Below are 13,633 nucleotides of genomic sequence, written 5' to 3'. Positions count from 1 at the left end.
GCGCAGTCGTGCACCTCGAACCTCGACGCGCGTGCCCGGCACCGCGTTCGTGCCGTGCGGCAGCCGCGCATGCGCGCCGCGATCACGGCCCTGTCGGCCTTCGCGGCGCAATGTATGCGCGCCCCCTATTTCGTCGGCCTTCGGCCGCCTTCTTCACCCGATTCCCGGCAATGGCGCGGCTGCGTCATCGGCCAGCCCGTCGGCGCGACGACCGCGCCGTTGCGCATCGGAATCGCAACAGGACACACCGATGAGCGAAGCAGGATTGCCTACCCGCGCCGCCGGCGCGGACCCTCGCGCGACGTCGCACGACGTCGCCCCCGACCCTCAGACGCTGCAACGCACCCTTACCTGGAAAGACGGTTTCTGGGTCACGAGCGGCGTGCCGGCCGGCGTGCTGTTCACGATCGGCGGCGTCTCCGCGACGATCGGCCATCCCGCGTGGGCGATCTGGATCGCCGCGATCACGATGGGGCTGATTCAAAGCGCGACCTACGCCGAAATCTCCGGTCTGTTCCCGCACAAATCCGGTGGCGCTTCGGTATACGGCGCAATCGGCTGGGTGCGTTACAGCAAGCTGATTGCCCCGGTGTCCGTATGGTGCAACTGGCTCGCGTGGTCGCCGATGCTCGCGCTCGGCTGCGGCCTCGCGGCCAGCTATGCGCTCACGAGTCTCTTTCCCGCCGATGCGGCGATACTGCAATGGCGGATCACGCTCGCCGACCTGAGCTTCATCAAGCCCGGTCTGTCGCTGCGAATCAACGCGACGTTCATCATCGCGACGATCCTGCTGCTCGTCACGTTCAAGCTCCAGCACAGCGGGGCATCGAAGGCCGCGAAAACCCAACGCATTCTCGGCATCGCATCGCTCACGCCGCTGCTGATCATCGGCATCGTTCCGTTCGTCACCGGCGACGTGCCGATGTCGAACCTGCTCCCGCTGCTGCCGCTCGGCCACGACGCGCAAGGCAATCTCACGGCTTCGACGTTCGGCGCGTGGAACGGGCAGGGCGTCACGATGGCGCTCGGCGCGATGTTCATGGCCGGCTGGGCTTCGTACGGCTTCGAAACGGCCGTCTGCTACACGCGCGAATTCCGCGATCCGCGTCGCGATACCGCCAAGGCGATCTTCTGGTCGGGCGCGCTGTGTCTCGTCGTGATGACGCTCGTGCCGATGGCGTTCCAGGGCGCGCTCGGCACGGACGCCATGCTCGACCCGGCGATTCGCGACGGCTCGGGTGTCGGCGCGGCGATGGCGAAACTGGTCGGCGGCGGCGCCTGGGTCGCGAACGCGATCGTCGTGATGCTGATGCTGTCGATCCTGCTGATCGTGATGACGTCGATGATGGGTTCGTCGCGCACGCTGTACCAGGCATCGGTCGACGGCTGGCTGCCGAAGTACCTGTCGCATGTGAACGAGCACGGCTCGCCCACGCGCGCGATGTGGACCGACCTCGGCTTCAACCTCGTGCTGCTGATGATGTCGGACTACATGACGGTGCTGTCGATCTCGAACGTCTGCTACATGCTGTTCGTGTTCCTGAACCTGCAATCGGGCTGGATCCACCGGATGGATCGCGGCAACTGGGATCGGACGTTCCGCTGCCCGACCTGGCTGCTGGCAGCCGGTGCCTTGTGCGGCTTCGCGAACCTGGTCTACGCAGGCGCGGGCGCGGACCTTCAAGGCGAAGGCACGCTGCGCAACGGACTGATCGCGATGCTGCTGATCGTGCCGGTGTTCGTCTATCGACACTACTGGCAGGACCGTGGCCGCTTCCCCGCGCAGATGCAGCACGACATGGAGCTCGACGTGCCGAAACGCAGCGCATGGATCAATCTCGCGCCGTACGCCACGCTGATTGCCGCCGCGCTGACGATCGCCGGCGCGTACTACTTCGCTTGGGTGCACTGAGCGTCGACGGGCTGCCGCGCCGATTCAGCCTGGTCTGATGGGCGTGCGCGGTTTTCGACGCTAAGCTTGTTTCGCGCGGTTCCGGAATCCCAAGGTCTGACAGTCCCGTAAAGGGCTGCGCTCGGGAGGCGCGGGAGATTCCGGATACCGCGCACCTTTCGCCCGCGCGGCTTCGGTGCGGGTATTCGACGGTGGCCGGTGGGCGCGGCCACGCTGTGAAGGGCGCTGATCCTGCTGCTACTCGATAACGCTGCCAGATGCGAGCGTCGAGCGCCCGCACCGAAGCCTTGCCGCATGCATGCGGTGGCGATCTTCCCGGAGGCAACATGACTCATCGACCGACGACATTACAGGACGGCGAATACTGGGCCGCGTGCAAAGAGCGCAACGATCTTGCCGCGGCGGTCAACGGGCACAGCGCCGTATATCCGCGCACGCGGATGACGGTACGCGACGGGGTCGCGGTGTTTCATCGCGGCGATGCGACGCTGTGGACCTGCCGCGCGCACTACGCATTCAGGCACTTCACGATCGATCCGGCATAGCGCGCCGAAACACGCCGACAAAACGAAACGGACGAATCGCAATGATTCGCCCGTTTCTCTCGACCCGATCGGCTGCGGACAGGATGCTTCACGACGTCGACGCCGCCGGTCACGCCTTCATCGATACTCGCGATTCCGCTGCGCTCCCTGGCGAGTACAACACCCGTCAGCGCTTCTCCTCCTTCCCCCCAAGATATCCCGCGTACGAGCGACTCATGCATCACGCCCAGCTCGCTTCCGGCTGATACTCGACGCGCGTGATCGTCATCGGGGTGTGCGTGCCATCCGGCAGCGACACCGACACGCGGTCGCCCTGGCGCGCGCCAAGCAGCGCCATGCCGACCGGCGAAAACACATTGAGCAGGCCGGCCTCGAAGCGCGCGTCGTCCGGATACGCGATCGTCCAGGTCGTGCTCGCTTCCGACACGGGGTCGGTCAGCGTGACCGACGAGTTCATCGTGACGACATCCGACTGGATGCGCCGGGGCGCCACGATGTCGGCGCGTTCGAGCAGTTCGTCGAGCATCGCCTGATAGCGGCTGTCGCGCGCCGACACGCGTTCGAGACGGGAAACGTCCGATTCTGAAAGTTGTGCGATGGCAGTGTTCATGGGTTTCATGCTCCTGGACGGTCATGCCGCCCGGTTTGGCGGGGACGGCGGCGGATGCGCCGCCGGCAAGCGCGCGCCTGCGCGGCGTCCGCGCAACAGTGCACGAACGAAGGCCGACATCCCGTCGGTCAAACGGCGCATGTTCGATGCGACCGCATGCGAGTTAATTTGCTTCGGTCTCCCGATAGTCGACATGTCGACCAGGCAAAACGGACTCATGGCGATAACTCCCTAAACGATGAATTGAGAAATGCGTTCGACGTATCGTGTGATCCGCGAGCATGCGGCAGATCCGCCGTATCGATACGCATCCGCGGTGATCGGACGGATACATTCCGACCTGAACCGGCGACACACAAGCGTTGTGCGCACGCACCGAGCCTTGCCGAAGCCGTCGACCGGATCGGGCGACGCGACGAAGCTGTGTGCCATGCGAAAAGCTGCCGGGTGGCGCATTCCCGCGCACTCGACATATTCATTTTGACCGGTGGCCTTCCGGCCTTCTATCAGACAGGTCCCAGAATTTTTCCGGCATCCGTCATCGACGCGCCGAGTCACGGCGGGATCGCTCCCACGAACGCGGACTCAATCGCGCAAGTACAAAAAAAAAAGGGCTCCGGCATAGCCGGAGCCCTTCCCTGAATGGCGTACGTCCGCCGCGCCGCCCTCACTGAAAGGAGGAGGAAACAACGCTCGGGCGGGACACGGCTCGCGTACGCACCGGAGCCTGATGACCCGTTACCAGCGGTAGCCGACGCCCGCGCCAACCGCTACCGTCCCGCGCGTGTTGGTCGAACCGGATGCCTTGACAACCCACTTGCCGTTACGGGTCGCGGTCGAGATGCCGAACGCCGTTGCCGACTCGCCACCGTAGGTACCGCCTGCGACCGACACCATGCTTTCGCCAGGCAACGATGCCTGCGGCAGGTTGGCAATCGCGACCGCGCTGGCCGTGCCGCCGTTCGAATCGCGACGGTTGCTGTCGATCTGCGAGCGCACGCTGTTGATGTTATCGTTCAGCTGCTGCACGTTGACCGCATCGGTCGGCGCGGTGCCGGCCGCGACGTTCGTGATCTGACGCTCGTTGCCGGCCGAACCGACCGACACCGCGTTGTCGCGATCCGCCACCGAACCCTGGCCGAGCGCCACCGAGCCGTTGCCGCTCGCGTTCGAACCCTGCCCGATTGCCGTGCTGTTCTCGCCCGACGCGACCGAGCCTTGACCGAACGCCGAGCCGTTGTCGCCCGTGGCGACCGCACCCTGACCCACCGCGCTGCTGTTCGAGCCGGCCGCGTTCGAACCCGTGCCGACCACCAGCGAGCCGTCGCCGCCCGTGCCGTTGCCGGGGCCCATGCCGTTGCCCGGGCCACCCGAGCCGCCGCCGTTGCCGGGGTTCTGCTCGAGTGCGCCGACACGGCCGTCCATGGCTGCGTACTGCTGCGCGAACTGCTGCTGCAGGTCGTACAGCTGGCCGCCGTTCACCGCGTCCATGCTGCCCGACGCGATCAGCCCCGGCGCGACGTTGTGCAGCGCCGTGCCGCCCGAGCCGCCGAAGGTCACGCTGCCGAGCGTGATGTCGTCGTAGGTCACGGCCGCGATTTCCTTGCCGGTGTAGTCGATCAGGCCCGTCGCCTTCAACTGCGCGATCGTTACTGCATCGTCGTCGTTCACGCCGTTGGCGACGCCGCTCAACGTCCGTGCACCGCCGGTGCCGGCGAAGCTGATCGACGAACCGCCCGTCGTCGCGCCGACCGTGATCGCGCCCGTCGTCGGGTCCTGCTGCACGAGGCCGATCTGGCCTGCCGCGAGCTGCTGGTTGATGTTCGTGATCGCGCCTTCGTTGTTCGTCACGCGGCCGTCGAGGTTCGTCACGGCGTCGCCGACGTTATGAACCGTGGTCGTGCCGCCGTTGCCGTCGCCGACCGTGAAGCTCGGTGCGGAGATGGAGCCGTCGGGGTTCACCTGCGAACCTGCGCCGATCGCCGAAGCAACGCTCTGCGACACGCCGTGCAGCTGCGAACCGTTGATCGCTTCGTTGCTGGTCGCCGATACTTCGCCCGCGTCCACGCCGATCAGCTTGCGCGCGCCGTCCGTGCCGGTGAAATCGACAACCTTGCCGTCGGTGTGCTGAGCGACCGTGATGTCGCGCGTCGTCGCATCCTGCTGGACGAGGCCGACGGTGCCGTTGCCGATCTGGTCGGCGAGGTTCTTGATGTCGCCTTCGTTGATCGTCACGCGGCCATCGAGGTTCGTCACGGCGTCGCCGACGGTGTGAACCGTGGTCGTGCCGCCGTTGCCGTCGCCGACGGTGAAGCTCGGTGCGGTGATCGAGCCGTCCGGGTTGACCTGCGAGCCGGCGCCGATCGCATCGGCGACGCTTTGCGACACGCCATGCAGTTGCGAACCGTTGATCGCTTCGTTGCTCGTCGCCGACACGTCGCCTGCCGCCACGCCGGCCAGCTTGCGGTCGCCGGCCGTGCCCGTGAAGTTCACCGTCGTGCCGTCGGTGCTCGCGCCAACCGTGATGTCCGCGCCGGCGCCAGCCTGCTGGACGATACCGATCGTGCCGCTCGCCAGGTCGCCGAGCTGGTTGTTGATGTTCGTGATATCGGTCGTGTTCTGCGCGATGTTGCCCTTCGCAACCGTCAGTTCTCCGTCGAGCGCGCCGAGTGCGCCGCCGACCGTCGTCTGCGTGCCGCCGTTCACGAGCGTGTACGTCGGGCCGGTCACGGCGCCCGTGGTCGGATCGATCGCGGCACCGCCGCCGAGTGCGTTCACGACCGGCGTGAGCTGCGATACGTTCACGGCGTCGGTTGCCTTCGTACCGGCGGCCATGTTGGTGATCTGGCGTTGCAGCTTGCCGCTGCCGACCGATACGCTGTTGTCGCGATCGGTGGTCGAGCTGACGCCGATCGCAACCGATTCGGCATGCCCAGCCGACGCGGCAACGCCGAGGGCGATCGCGTGCTCCGCCGTCGCTTCCGCATAGGCGCCGATTGCGGTGGCTGCGCCGCCCGAAGCCGACGTATAGAAGCCGAGGGAGGTCGTGTTCCGGGCAGTCGCGACTGCATCGTTACCGATGGCCGTTGCGCCGCCGAGGGTGGCTTGCGCGTTGCCGCCGATGGCCATTGCCCCGCCGGTGGCCACCGCGGCGGTGGCTGTGGACGGATTGATCTTAACGTACGTGTCGTCGATCTTGGGTGCGAGCGCGGCGTTCATCTGGCCGAGGTTGACGGCGTCGGTGTCTTGCGTGCCGGCCGCCATGTTGACGATTCTTCGCTGGCCGCCCGCGGCCGCGGTACCAATCGACACGACATTCGCGTCAGATGCCGTCGAACCGTTACCGAGCGCTACGCTATTGGCACCCTGCGCGCCAATCGATGCCCCATAGCCTACGGCGGTTCCGTTATCGGCCCGGGCCGATGCCATGCTTCCGACAGCAAGAACTTGCGACCCGCTGGCGCTCGCATTGGCGCCCAGCGCAGTCGCGCCGGCACCGTTCGCATATGACGCCGTGCCGAAGGCCGCCGCAGTTGCTCGACCCGCGACGGAGTCTGCAAAGGCATTGGTACCGACGGATACCGAGCTATGTGAAGCGCTTGCAGTCTGCCCGATGGCGATGCCGCCGCCCGTCGGCCCGTTCGAGCCGCTGGCTGTCGCCATCGCGCCGCCACCGATTGCGATGGAACCGGTGTTGGAGGCGGTCGCCTCGGTGTTTGCATTTCCGGCATTGACCTTGATGAGGGCGTCATTGAGCGGGTTGCTGGTAATGGCTGAGCTTCTGCTCATCCCTCCCGTCGTGCTCGCGAGCACACACGCGCCGGTAGCATCAACCCAGCCCGAGCGATCATCTTCGGTCGAGCACGCGTCGGCCGCGTATGCGCCGCCAACCACCGCACCACCCAGCGCGAGTGCGACCACGGCCTGACGCGCCGCGCGCGCCGAGCCCTTCGAGTGCGATTTCGCCGTTTCGGCCACGGCCGTCCACGTGCCCGTCGCCGCGTTCCAGATATTCCGATATGTCTTGTTCATTTCCCTACTCCTTTCAATTTGTCGGGGTACTGAAAGAATGGTAGGGATCGGGCTCGTCCGATTCTGTCGTCCGGGTCCGAATCTCGGTGGTATCCGCGTAAGACCCGCCCTACAAGCCGGCGAACACATGCCGCCGCCGCTGGTCGTCACACGTGAGCCGTCGTGACCAATGCCATACATGGGATGCCCGCAGCTCCCGCCCCGTCAGTCCACGATCGGACACGGCCGGAACGCCACTCTCCATAAGGTCATTGCCGCGCCGTCGATTGCCGAATCCCGGACGTGGTCGTTCGATCACGCGCAAGCGTCGAAAGGAATGGCCAAGGTTGGGAAAAGCACGTGACAGTCCGCTCTGCGTCAGTCGATTTCGTGACAGCGGAGGGACGTTTGCGCGCGCGAATGAAGGTGTTGAATCGGCGGCTGACAATCACGCCGATGGAAGAGCGTTGCCGAGACCTCGAGGCGCACCCGAATTCCCCGTCGTCGATCCGGAAACGGATTCGAGGCGCCGCCGACATCCGGCGGGGACGAACGATATCCGTTTCCGGTCAAGCAAATGGCGAGCGGCACCCATCGCCCACTGCAACGTCAGACCTGGATCGTCGAAGTTGCACGCACGTTCGGCGTGATCGCGAGCGGCGGAAAGGACGCGACGCTGCGCATCGCGCCATAGAACTTGTTCATCGCGACATCGATCCCGTAGTTCGGCAGTTCGCGGCCCAGGCCATGCGAGAACAGGATCTCGGGCTGCAGCGGAAAGCAGCGATCGAGCAGGAAGCGCGCGCCGGCCGGCGAGATCGTGTACGCGCAGATGCCGTAGAACTCGAGCAGGTTCATCATCAGCACCGGGCTGCGATCGGCGCGGAACGCGTCGACCGACTGCCCGAGCGACGCTTCGTCGAAACAGATCGTCACGGGCGTCCGATCGTTGAAAATCGAGCCGCGCAGAATCGAATCGAAGTTGTAGCCCCACGCCATGAAGTCGTGTGCATCTGGATGCGCGCGCAGGTAGGCCAGCGTCGCGTCGTGGAAATCCGCGCGGAAAATCGCATCGTCCTCCGCGATCGTCACGAGTTCGTCGCCGGCCGCGATGGTGGTCCACAGACGGTACGTCGTCATCGCGATGCCGTATGCGCCGCGCGTATATGGCAGCCCGGGCGCGAACAGGCCGCTATGCCGCAGCATGTCGTCCGATATTGCCCGGCCGTCGACAGCCTCGACGAACTCGAATTCCAGCGCGGGATTGTTCGCACGGAACGCCTCGCGACGCCCGACGCTGTCGCGCAGCGAGATGACGCTCACGTGTCGACGAACCGACGGCGCGCGACGTGCTTGTGCCGCGCCGGCCGCTTCGTCGGCGTCATGACATTCGACGGTCGCGTGGCTCATTACCATCCCCCGACGATCGAAATGCCGAACACGATGCCGAGCACGATCCCTAGCACGCGCCCTTGCAGAATCGGCTTCAGGTCCTCCGGCGAGAAGAACGGATCGATCACCGTCTTCCGGTTGCGCCACGCCTTGACGACGGGCGGCACCAGCAGCGCCAGCGCCATCATCAGCGCCGTCACGAGCGTCACCACGACGCCGCCTGTCCAGCGCGTGCCGGTCTCGATCACGACGTGCACGAGCGCGACCGTCGCCGAGCTCGCGACCATGCCGACTACCGTGCCTTTCACCAGAAAATCCGCGTTGCTCATGTCAATCACCTCCGTTACGCATGTCGGGTCGATCGATACCGATCGGAACGACTCGTATTAAAGGCGCGATCACTGCATTCCTCTATCGGACTGGTCCCAAACCGACCGCCCCGCACGCGGAATCGGACTGGTCCTACCGGCATCGCGCGATACACGTTGACGACCACCAAGCCACGCGGCCGCCGACCGGTCGATTCGACGCAAATTAAGACCAGTCCGATTTAGTTGCCGCATGCGGGCACCTAAAGTGGTGACCGACACGGAGCCGGCCTGCTTGCGCGAACGCCGCTCCCCGACTAACGACAGGTTCGCCGCCCGACGACGCGCGAACGATGCACCGGAGAGAAATCCATGCAGACCACGCCCGCCCTTGCGCCCCGTTTTGCCGATACCGTGTCGTCCGACGATGGCGCTTCGTCGCGTCACGCGCTCGCCGACGCATCGCCGCGGGCCGACACCCACACCGACGACGAAACGGTCGCCGCTGCGACGCAGGTGCTCGTCGAGCGGGGCGAAGTCGAGCAGGCGGTCGCACTGGCGATGCGGCACTGGCACGCGCATCCCGATTCGCCGGCCGCCGCGTTCAACTGCGGCTACGCGCTGCAGACGGCCGACCGTCACGCCGACGCGATCGCGCCGTATTCGCGTGTGCTCGAGCTTGCGCCCGCGTGGCCGTTGCTGAAGAACAACCTGGCGCTGGCGATTCGCCTTTCGGGTGGCGACCGCGAGATCGAGCATGCGCTGCTCGAAGGCGCGCTCGACGACGATCCGAACGATACGCACGCGTGGATCAACGCCGTCGTCACACGACTCAACCGGTTCGACGCGGACGGCGCGCTGCGCGCAGCCACGCGCGCCGTCGCGCTCGCGCCGCAGGATCCCAAAGCCATCAGCAGCATGGCGACCGCGTTGCAGGAGACATGCCGGTGGCACGAAGCGGAACACTACGCGCAGCGCGCCGTCGAACTCGCACCGCACGAGCCCCTGCATCGCCACAACCTGTCGCTGCTCCAGCTCGTGCGCGGCGACTTCGCCTCCGGCCTGCGCCACTACGAGGCACGCTGGGAAGGTGCCGGCGAACTGCGCGGCCGCCGGCCCGTGTTCAAACACCCGCGCTGGCGCGGCGAATCGCTCGCAGGCAAGACGCTGCTCGTGTGGGGCGAGCAGGGATTCGGCGACGTGCTGCAGTTCAGCCGTTACGTGCCGCTGCTCGCGGAGCGCGTGCATCGAGAAGGCGGGCGCATCGTCTGGAATTCGTTTCCGCAGATGGGCGCGCTGCTCGAACGCAGCCTCGCGCGACACGTCGACATCTACGATGTCGCGACGCAGCCCGACACGCTACCGGCATTCGACTACGAGCTGTCGTTGATGAGCATTCCGTGGATGCTGGGCCTCGACGGCGACGCGCTGGCCACCGATACGCCGTACCTGCATGCGGATCCGGCTGCGAGCGATGCGTGGCGCATGGCGCTCGCCGGCGAACGGCGGCTGAAAGTCGGCCTCGCGTGGACCGGCAGCCTCACGCACCAGCGCAACCCGTTCCGCCGCGTCGGCCTCGAACGCTACGCGCAGGCGTTCGGCCACCTGCAGGACAGCGTCGCGTTCTACTCGCTGCAACCCGGCGCGCAACACGACATCGAGGCCGCACGGGCGGACGGTTTCACGGTAACCGACTTCACGCGGGCGTGGACGACGCTCGACGATACCGCCGCGTTCGTCGATGCGCTCGACCTGGTGATCACCGTCTGCACGTCGGTCGCGCACCTGAGCGGCGCGCTCGGGCAATTCACGTGGGTCCTCCTCGACACGAATCCGTACTGGGTATGGCAGCGCGACCGAGACGACAGCCCGTTCTACCCGAGCGCCTCGCTGTACCGGCAGCGGACGTTCGCCGACTGGGATCCCGTGCTGAACGAGGTGGCCGCCGATCTCGGCGCGCTCGCCGCGTGACGGGCGACCAGCACGAGGACATCGTCATGGACTACAACGTCTGCATCGTCCGCCCGCCCGGCTACCTGCATTCCGGCGCGTTTACCGAACTCGCCGAAGTCATCGCATACGGGCTGGAAGATCTCGGCCACGCCGTTCGCTTCACCGAAAACAACATGATGCCGGGTGCGCGCAACATCCTGATCGGCTGCCACCTCGCCGATCCGCGCGCGGCCGAGCACGTGCCGGACGACACGATCGTCGTCAACACCGAGCAGATTCACGTCGACGAACAGCCGTGGAATGAAAATATCTACGCATGGACGTCGCGTTACGAAACCTGGGACTACAGCGAACGCAATCTCGCGAAGCTGCGTGCGCTCGGCGCGCGGCAAGCCCGCCAGCTGAAACTCGGCTTTCATCCGAAGCTGCGCCGCATTCCGAACGACGTCGAACAGGATATCGACGTGCTGTTCTACGGCACGATCGGCCCCCGGCGCGCGGCGATTCTCGATGCGCTCCAGGCGCGCGGGCTGACGGTCGGTATCATCAACAACGCGTATGGCGCCGCACGCGACGCGGCCATCGCGCGCGCGAAGGTCGTGCTGAACCTGCATCACTATGCGTCGCACATCTTCGAGATCGTGCGCGTGTTCTATCTGATGACGAACGGCAAGGCCGTGGTCGGCGAGGTGTCGCCGACCACCGCGGTCGATCCCGATTACGCAGGCGGTTTTCACGCGGCACCCTACGACGCGCTGGTCGACGCGTGCGTCGAGCTGGTCGCCGATCGCGCGCGACGCCGCGAACTCGAGGCGGCCGCACTCGATACGATCGCCCGGCATCCTCAGGCGCTGTCGCTCGCGCCGCTGTTGCGGCCGAAACGGGCGCAATACGCGTGACGTCGCCGGGTTCGCGGCCCGGCGCCCCTCGCGACGCGAATCAGAAGGCAAGCGTCGCCGTCACCCAGGTTTGCCCGCTGTCCGGCCGCTGGCCGGCTGGCGCACCGATCCGGAACGCATGCGAAACGTCCACCCGCGCGCGCGCCTTGTACTGATATGACGCCCCCACGCCGTAACCGCGTGCGTTCCACGTATTGTCCGCGCCGGCAAGCGAGCGCGACTTGTTGACCTGCCCGCGGCCGGCGTCCACGAACACACGCGCCGACAGCCCCGGCACCGCCGCGATCTGCTGCGTCAGATCGACCGATGCAACCGCGCCCTGATCGACGCTCGGCGCATCGTAGCCGTACGCGCGCACCGCATTCGGCCCGCCCAGCGACATCTGTTCCGACGGATCGAGATGCCGGCTCGCGAACTGCGCGCTCATGCGCGCGCGGACATTGGCCCCCGGCCACAGCGTCTGCGTGAAATCGGCGGAGCCGCCCCACTTCACGAACGGTCCTTGCGTCGACGGATCGCCCAGCCCGACGTCGAGTTGCCGGACGTCGCCCGCATCCGCCGTGAGCGCATACTGCAATCCGTTCGGCCGCCCCTTCCAGTCGCCGAAATGCGAGCCGTTCAACGTGACGCTCGCCACATTCGAGCGCCGGCGAAACGCGTAGGAGAAAAACGCGTCCTTCAGCAGCTTGCGGTTGTACGCAACGCCGACACTCAGGTCGTCGTTGGGTGCCGACAGCAACGGATGCTTGAGATACGCGCCGATCACGTCCGCATAACCGTCGCCGAGATCCTGCAGGGGCCCGCCCAGCGCATACTGGACGCGCGAATACTGAACGCCGCCGCGCGTTCCCGCGCCGCCCAGCGGAACGTCGTACGACGCCAGTCCGATCCACGTCTTGCCATGCGCACCGTCGCGATCCTGAAGCGCCGACGGCGCGTTATAGGCCACCACGCGCGCGCGATCGCCGATGCCGAGCGGACTGTTCGCGGTCACTTGCGCACCGACCCGGTAGCGTCCGGTACTCGGCGAGCCGGCGTTGTCGGCGATGGCCGCCGCTTCGATGGCCGGCTCGGGCGCGACGTCGAGCACCACGCGCGTGCCGCCCTCCGTGTCGCCTTGCGTCAGCAGTGGCGTGACGGAGGCGACGCCGGGCAGCGTCCGCGCGATCTGCGCGGCATGCTGCAGGTCGCCCAGATCGGGGCGCGTGATCGATCGCAACGCAGCGCCATGCGCGCCCGCACCGGGCACGAAGCGTTCGAGCGTCGCGTCCGACACGCGCGAGCGGTTGTTCAGCTCGATGCTTTCGACGTGCCCGCGCACGATGCGAAAACGCACGATGCCGTTGCTCGCGTCCTGTTCCGGCAACACGGCGAATACCAGCAGGCCAAGCTGCCGACGCAGCAGCGCATTGAGCTGCATCCGCACGATGGTGATCTGCTCGAACGTCAGATCGTGGCCGGCCGCGCCCGCGAACAATCGCGCGATGTCGCTGTCGAGCGGTTCGCCCAGCGCTTCGTTCAACTCGAAGCGTTCGACGTGCAACGTCGCCGCACCGCCACTCCCGTTACCCGCGCGCTGATCGACGACCGCATCGCCCGAATCGCCCGGCTCGCGCGCGGTATTCGAGTCGGGAGACAGCAACGACTGGTTCTGCTGCAACAGCTGGCCCGCGTTCGCCGGCGGCAGCGGCGTCTGCGCTTCCGCCCGGGCCGCGGCCAGCAGCAGCACTGCCGACGCGGAAATGCGCACCGTCGCCGCATCCATGCGGCGACCGACCGTCAATCTCGATTTCATGATGAGTTCCGCCAACCATTGCCGCAAGTCAGGCGCGGATACCGTGTCGCGGCGTCCGGTCTCGCAGCTCGTCAAGGGATTCGGGATTCGACGCCGCAGGCCTGCGCTGCGGCGGAAAGGCAGGAGTGCGCGGCGCGCTGCCGCGCATTCTCCGTCGGATGACGCATTCGCGGCTTGCGCCGCGACGGTCGAATTGCCGTGTCCGGGC

Annotated in this window: 9 protein-coding genes; 4 read left to right on the top strand and 5 right to left on the bottom strand. The window is 66.5% G+C overall.

Going from position 1 to position 13,633, the window contains the following annotated elements; translation table 11 throughout:
• Positions 1 to 250: 250 nt before the first annotated feature.
• Together WS54_RS00960 and WS54_RS00955 are read left to right on the top strand one after the other, a co-directional pair.
• Positions 251 to 1,912 (top strand): APC family permease, encoded by a 1,662-nt coding sequence (locus tag WS54_RS00960; protein WP_059786586.1) that lies wholly within the window; start codon positions 251 to 253, stop codon positions 1,910 to 1,912.
• 326 nt (positions 1,913 to 2,238) lie between these two features.
• Positions 2,239 to 2,457 carry a hypothetical protein gene (locus WS54_RS00955; protein ID WP_059786584.1) on the top strand — a complete coding sequence of 73 codons (219 nt, stop codon included), beginning with the start codon at positions 2,239 to 2,241 and terminating at the stop codon, positions 2,455 to 2,457.
• Between the two features lie 220 nt (positions 2,458 to 2,677).
• On the opposite strand, the gene WS54_RS00945 is transcribed toward WS54_RS00955, so the two are convergent.
• The 4 genes from WS54_RS00945 to WS54_RS00930 form a co-directional block, all read right to left on the bottom strand.
• A complete protein-coding gene (locus tag WS54_RS00945; protein WP_059786576.1) occupies positions 2,678 to 3,067 on the bottom strand; it encodes a GreA/GreB family elongation factor in 390 nt (129 codons plus the stop codon).
• 738 nt (positions 3,068 to 3,805) lie between these two features.
• Positions 3,806 to 7,279: a YadA family autotransporter adhesin gene (locus WS54_RS00940; RefSeq protein ID WP_236872726.1), complete on the bottom strand. Its 3,474-nt coding sequence runs from the start codon at positions 7,277 to 7,279 to the stop codon at positions 3,806 to 3,808.
• 408 nt (positions 7,280 to 7,687) lie between these two features.
• A complete protein-coding gene (locus tag WS54_RS00935) occupies positions 7,688 to 8,401 on the bottom strand; it encodes a glycosyltransferase family 25 protein (protein ID WP_236872725.1) in 714 nt (237 codons plus the stop codon).
• 86 nt (positions 8,402 to 8,487) lie between these two features.
• On the bottom strand, positions 8,488 to 8,799 hold the full coding sequence (locus WS54_RS00930) for a hypothetical protein (protein ID WP_059786567.1): 312 nt from the start codon (positions 8,797 to 8,799) through the stop codon (positions 8,488 to 8,490).
• A 351-nt stretch (positions 8,800 to 9,150) separates the two neighbouring features.
• Here WS54_RS00930 and WS54_RS00925 point away from each other — a divergent pair, with 351 nt between their 5' ends.
• Positions 9,151 to 10,749: a hypothetical protein gene (locus WS54_RS00925; RefSeq protein WP_059786564.1), complete on the top strand. Its 1,599-nt coding sequence runs from the start codon at positions 9,151 to 9,153 to the stop codon at positions 10,747 to 10,749.
• A 26-nt stretch (positions 10,750 to 10,775) separates the two neighbouring features.
• Positions 10,776 to 11,630 carry a hypothetical protein gene (locus WS54_RS00920; protein ID WP_059786621.1) on the top strand — a complete coding sequence of 285 codons (855 nt, stop codon included), beginning with the start codon at positions 10,776 to 10,778 and terminating at the stop codon, positions 11,628 to 11,630.
• Positions 11,631 to 11,670: 40 nt separating this feature from the next.
• Here WS54_RS00920 and WS54_RS00915 read toward each other — a convergent pair whose 3' ends face one another.
• Positions 11,671 to 13,425: a ShlB/FhaC/HecB family hemolysin secretion/activation protein gene (locus WS54_RS00915; protein ID WP_159086621.1), complete on the bottom strand. Its 1,755-nt coding sequence runs from the start codon at positions 13,423 to 13,425 to the stop codon at positions 11,671 to 11,673.
• Positions 13,426 to 13,633 lie beyond the last annotated feature (208 nt).

It is taken from the genome of Burkholderia sp. NRF60-BP8 (assembly GCF_001522585.2).
Lineage (GTDB): Bacteria > Pseudomonadota > Gammaproteobacteria > Burkholderiales > Burkholderiaceae > Burkholderia.
This window is presented reverse-complemented; position numbering and strand designations above follow the sequence as displayed.

Excerpts from the sequence above, each read along its gene's own strand:
- WS54_RS00955 (WP_059786584.1), top strand. The coding sequence starts at position 2,239 with ATGACTCATCGACCGACGACATTACAGGACGGCGAATACTGGGCCGCG.
- WS54_RS00930 (WP_059786567.1), bottom strand. The coding sequence starts at position 8,799 with ATGAGCAACGCGGATTTTCTGGTGAAAGGCACGGTAGTCGGCATGGTC.
- WS54_RS00920 (WP_059786621.1), top strand. The coding sequence starts at position 10,776 with ATGGACTACAACGTCTGCATCGTCCGCCCGCCCGGCTACCTGCATTCC.
- WS54_RS00945 (WP_059786576.1), bottom strand. The coding sequence starts at position 3,067 with ATGAACACTGCCATCGCACAACTTTCAGAATCGGACGTTTCCCGTCTC.
- WS54_RS00940 (WP_236872726.1), bottom strand. The coding sequence starts at position 7,279 with ATGTATGGCATTGGTCACGACGGCTCACGTGTGACGACCAGCGGCGGC.
- WS54_RS00915 (WP_159086621.1), bottom strand. The coding sequence starts at position 13,425 with ATGAAATCGAGATTGACGGTCGGTCGCCGCATGGATGCGGCGACGGTG.
- WS54_RS00925 (WP_059786564.1), top strand. The coding sequence starts at position 9,151 with ATGCAGACCACGCCCGCCCTTGCGCCCCGTTTTGCCGATACCGTGTCG.
- WS54_RS00960 (WP_059786586.1), top strand. The coding sequence starts at position 251 with ATGAGCGAAGCAGGATTGCCTACCCGCGCCGCCGGCGCGGACCCTCGC.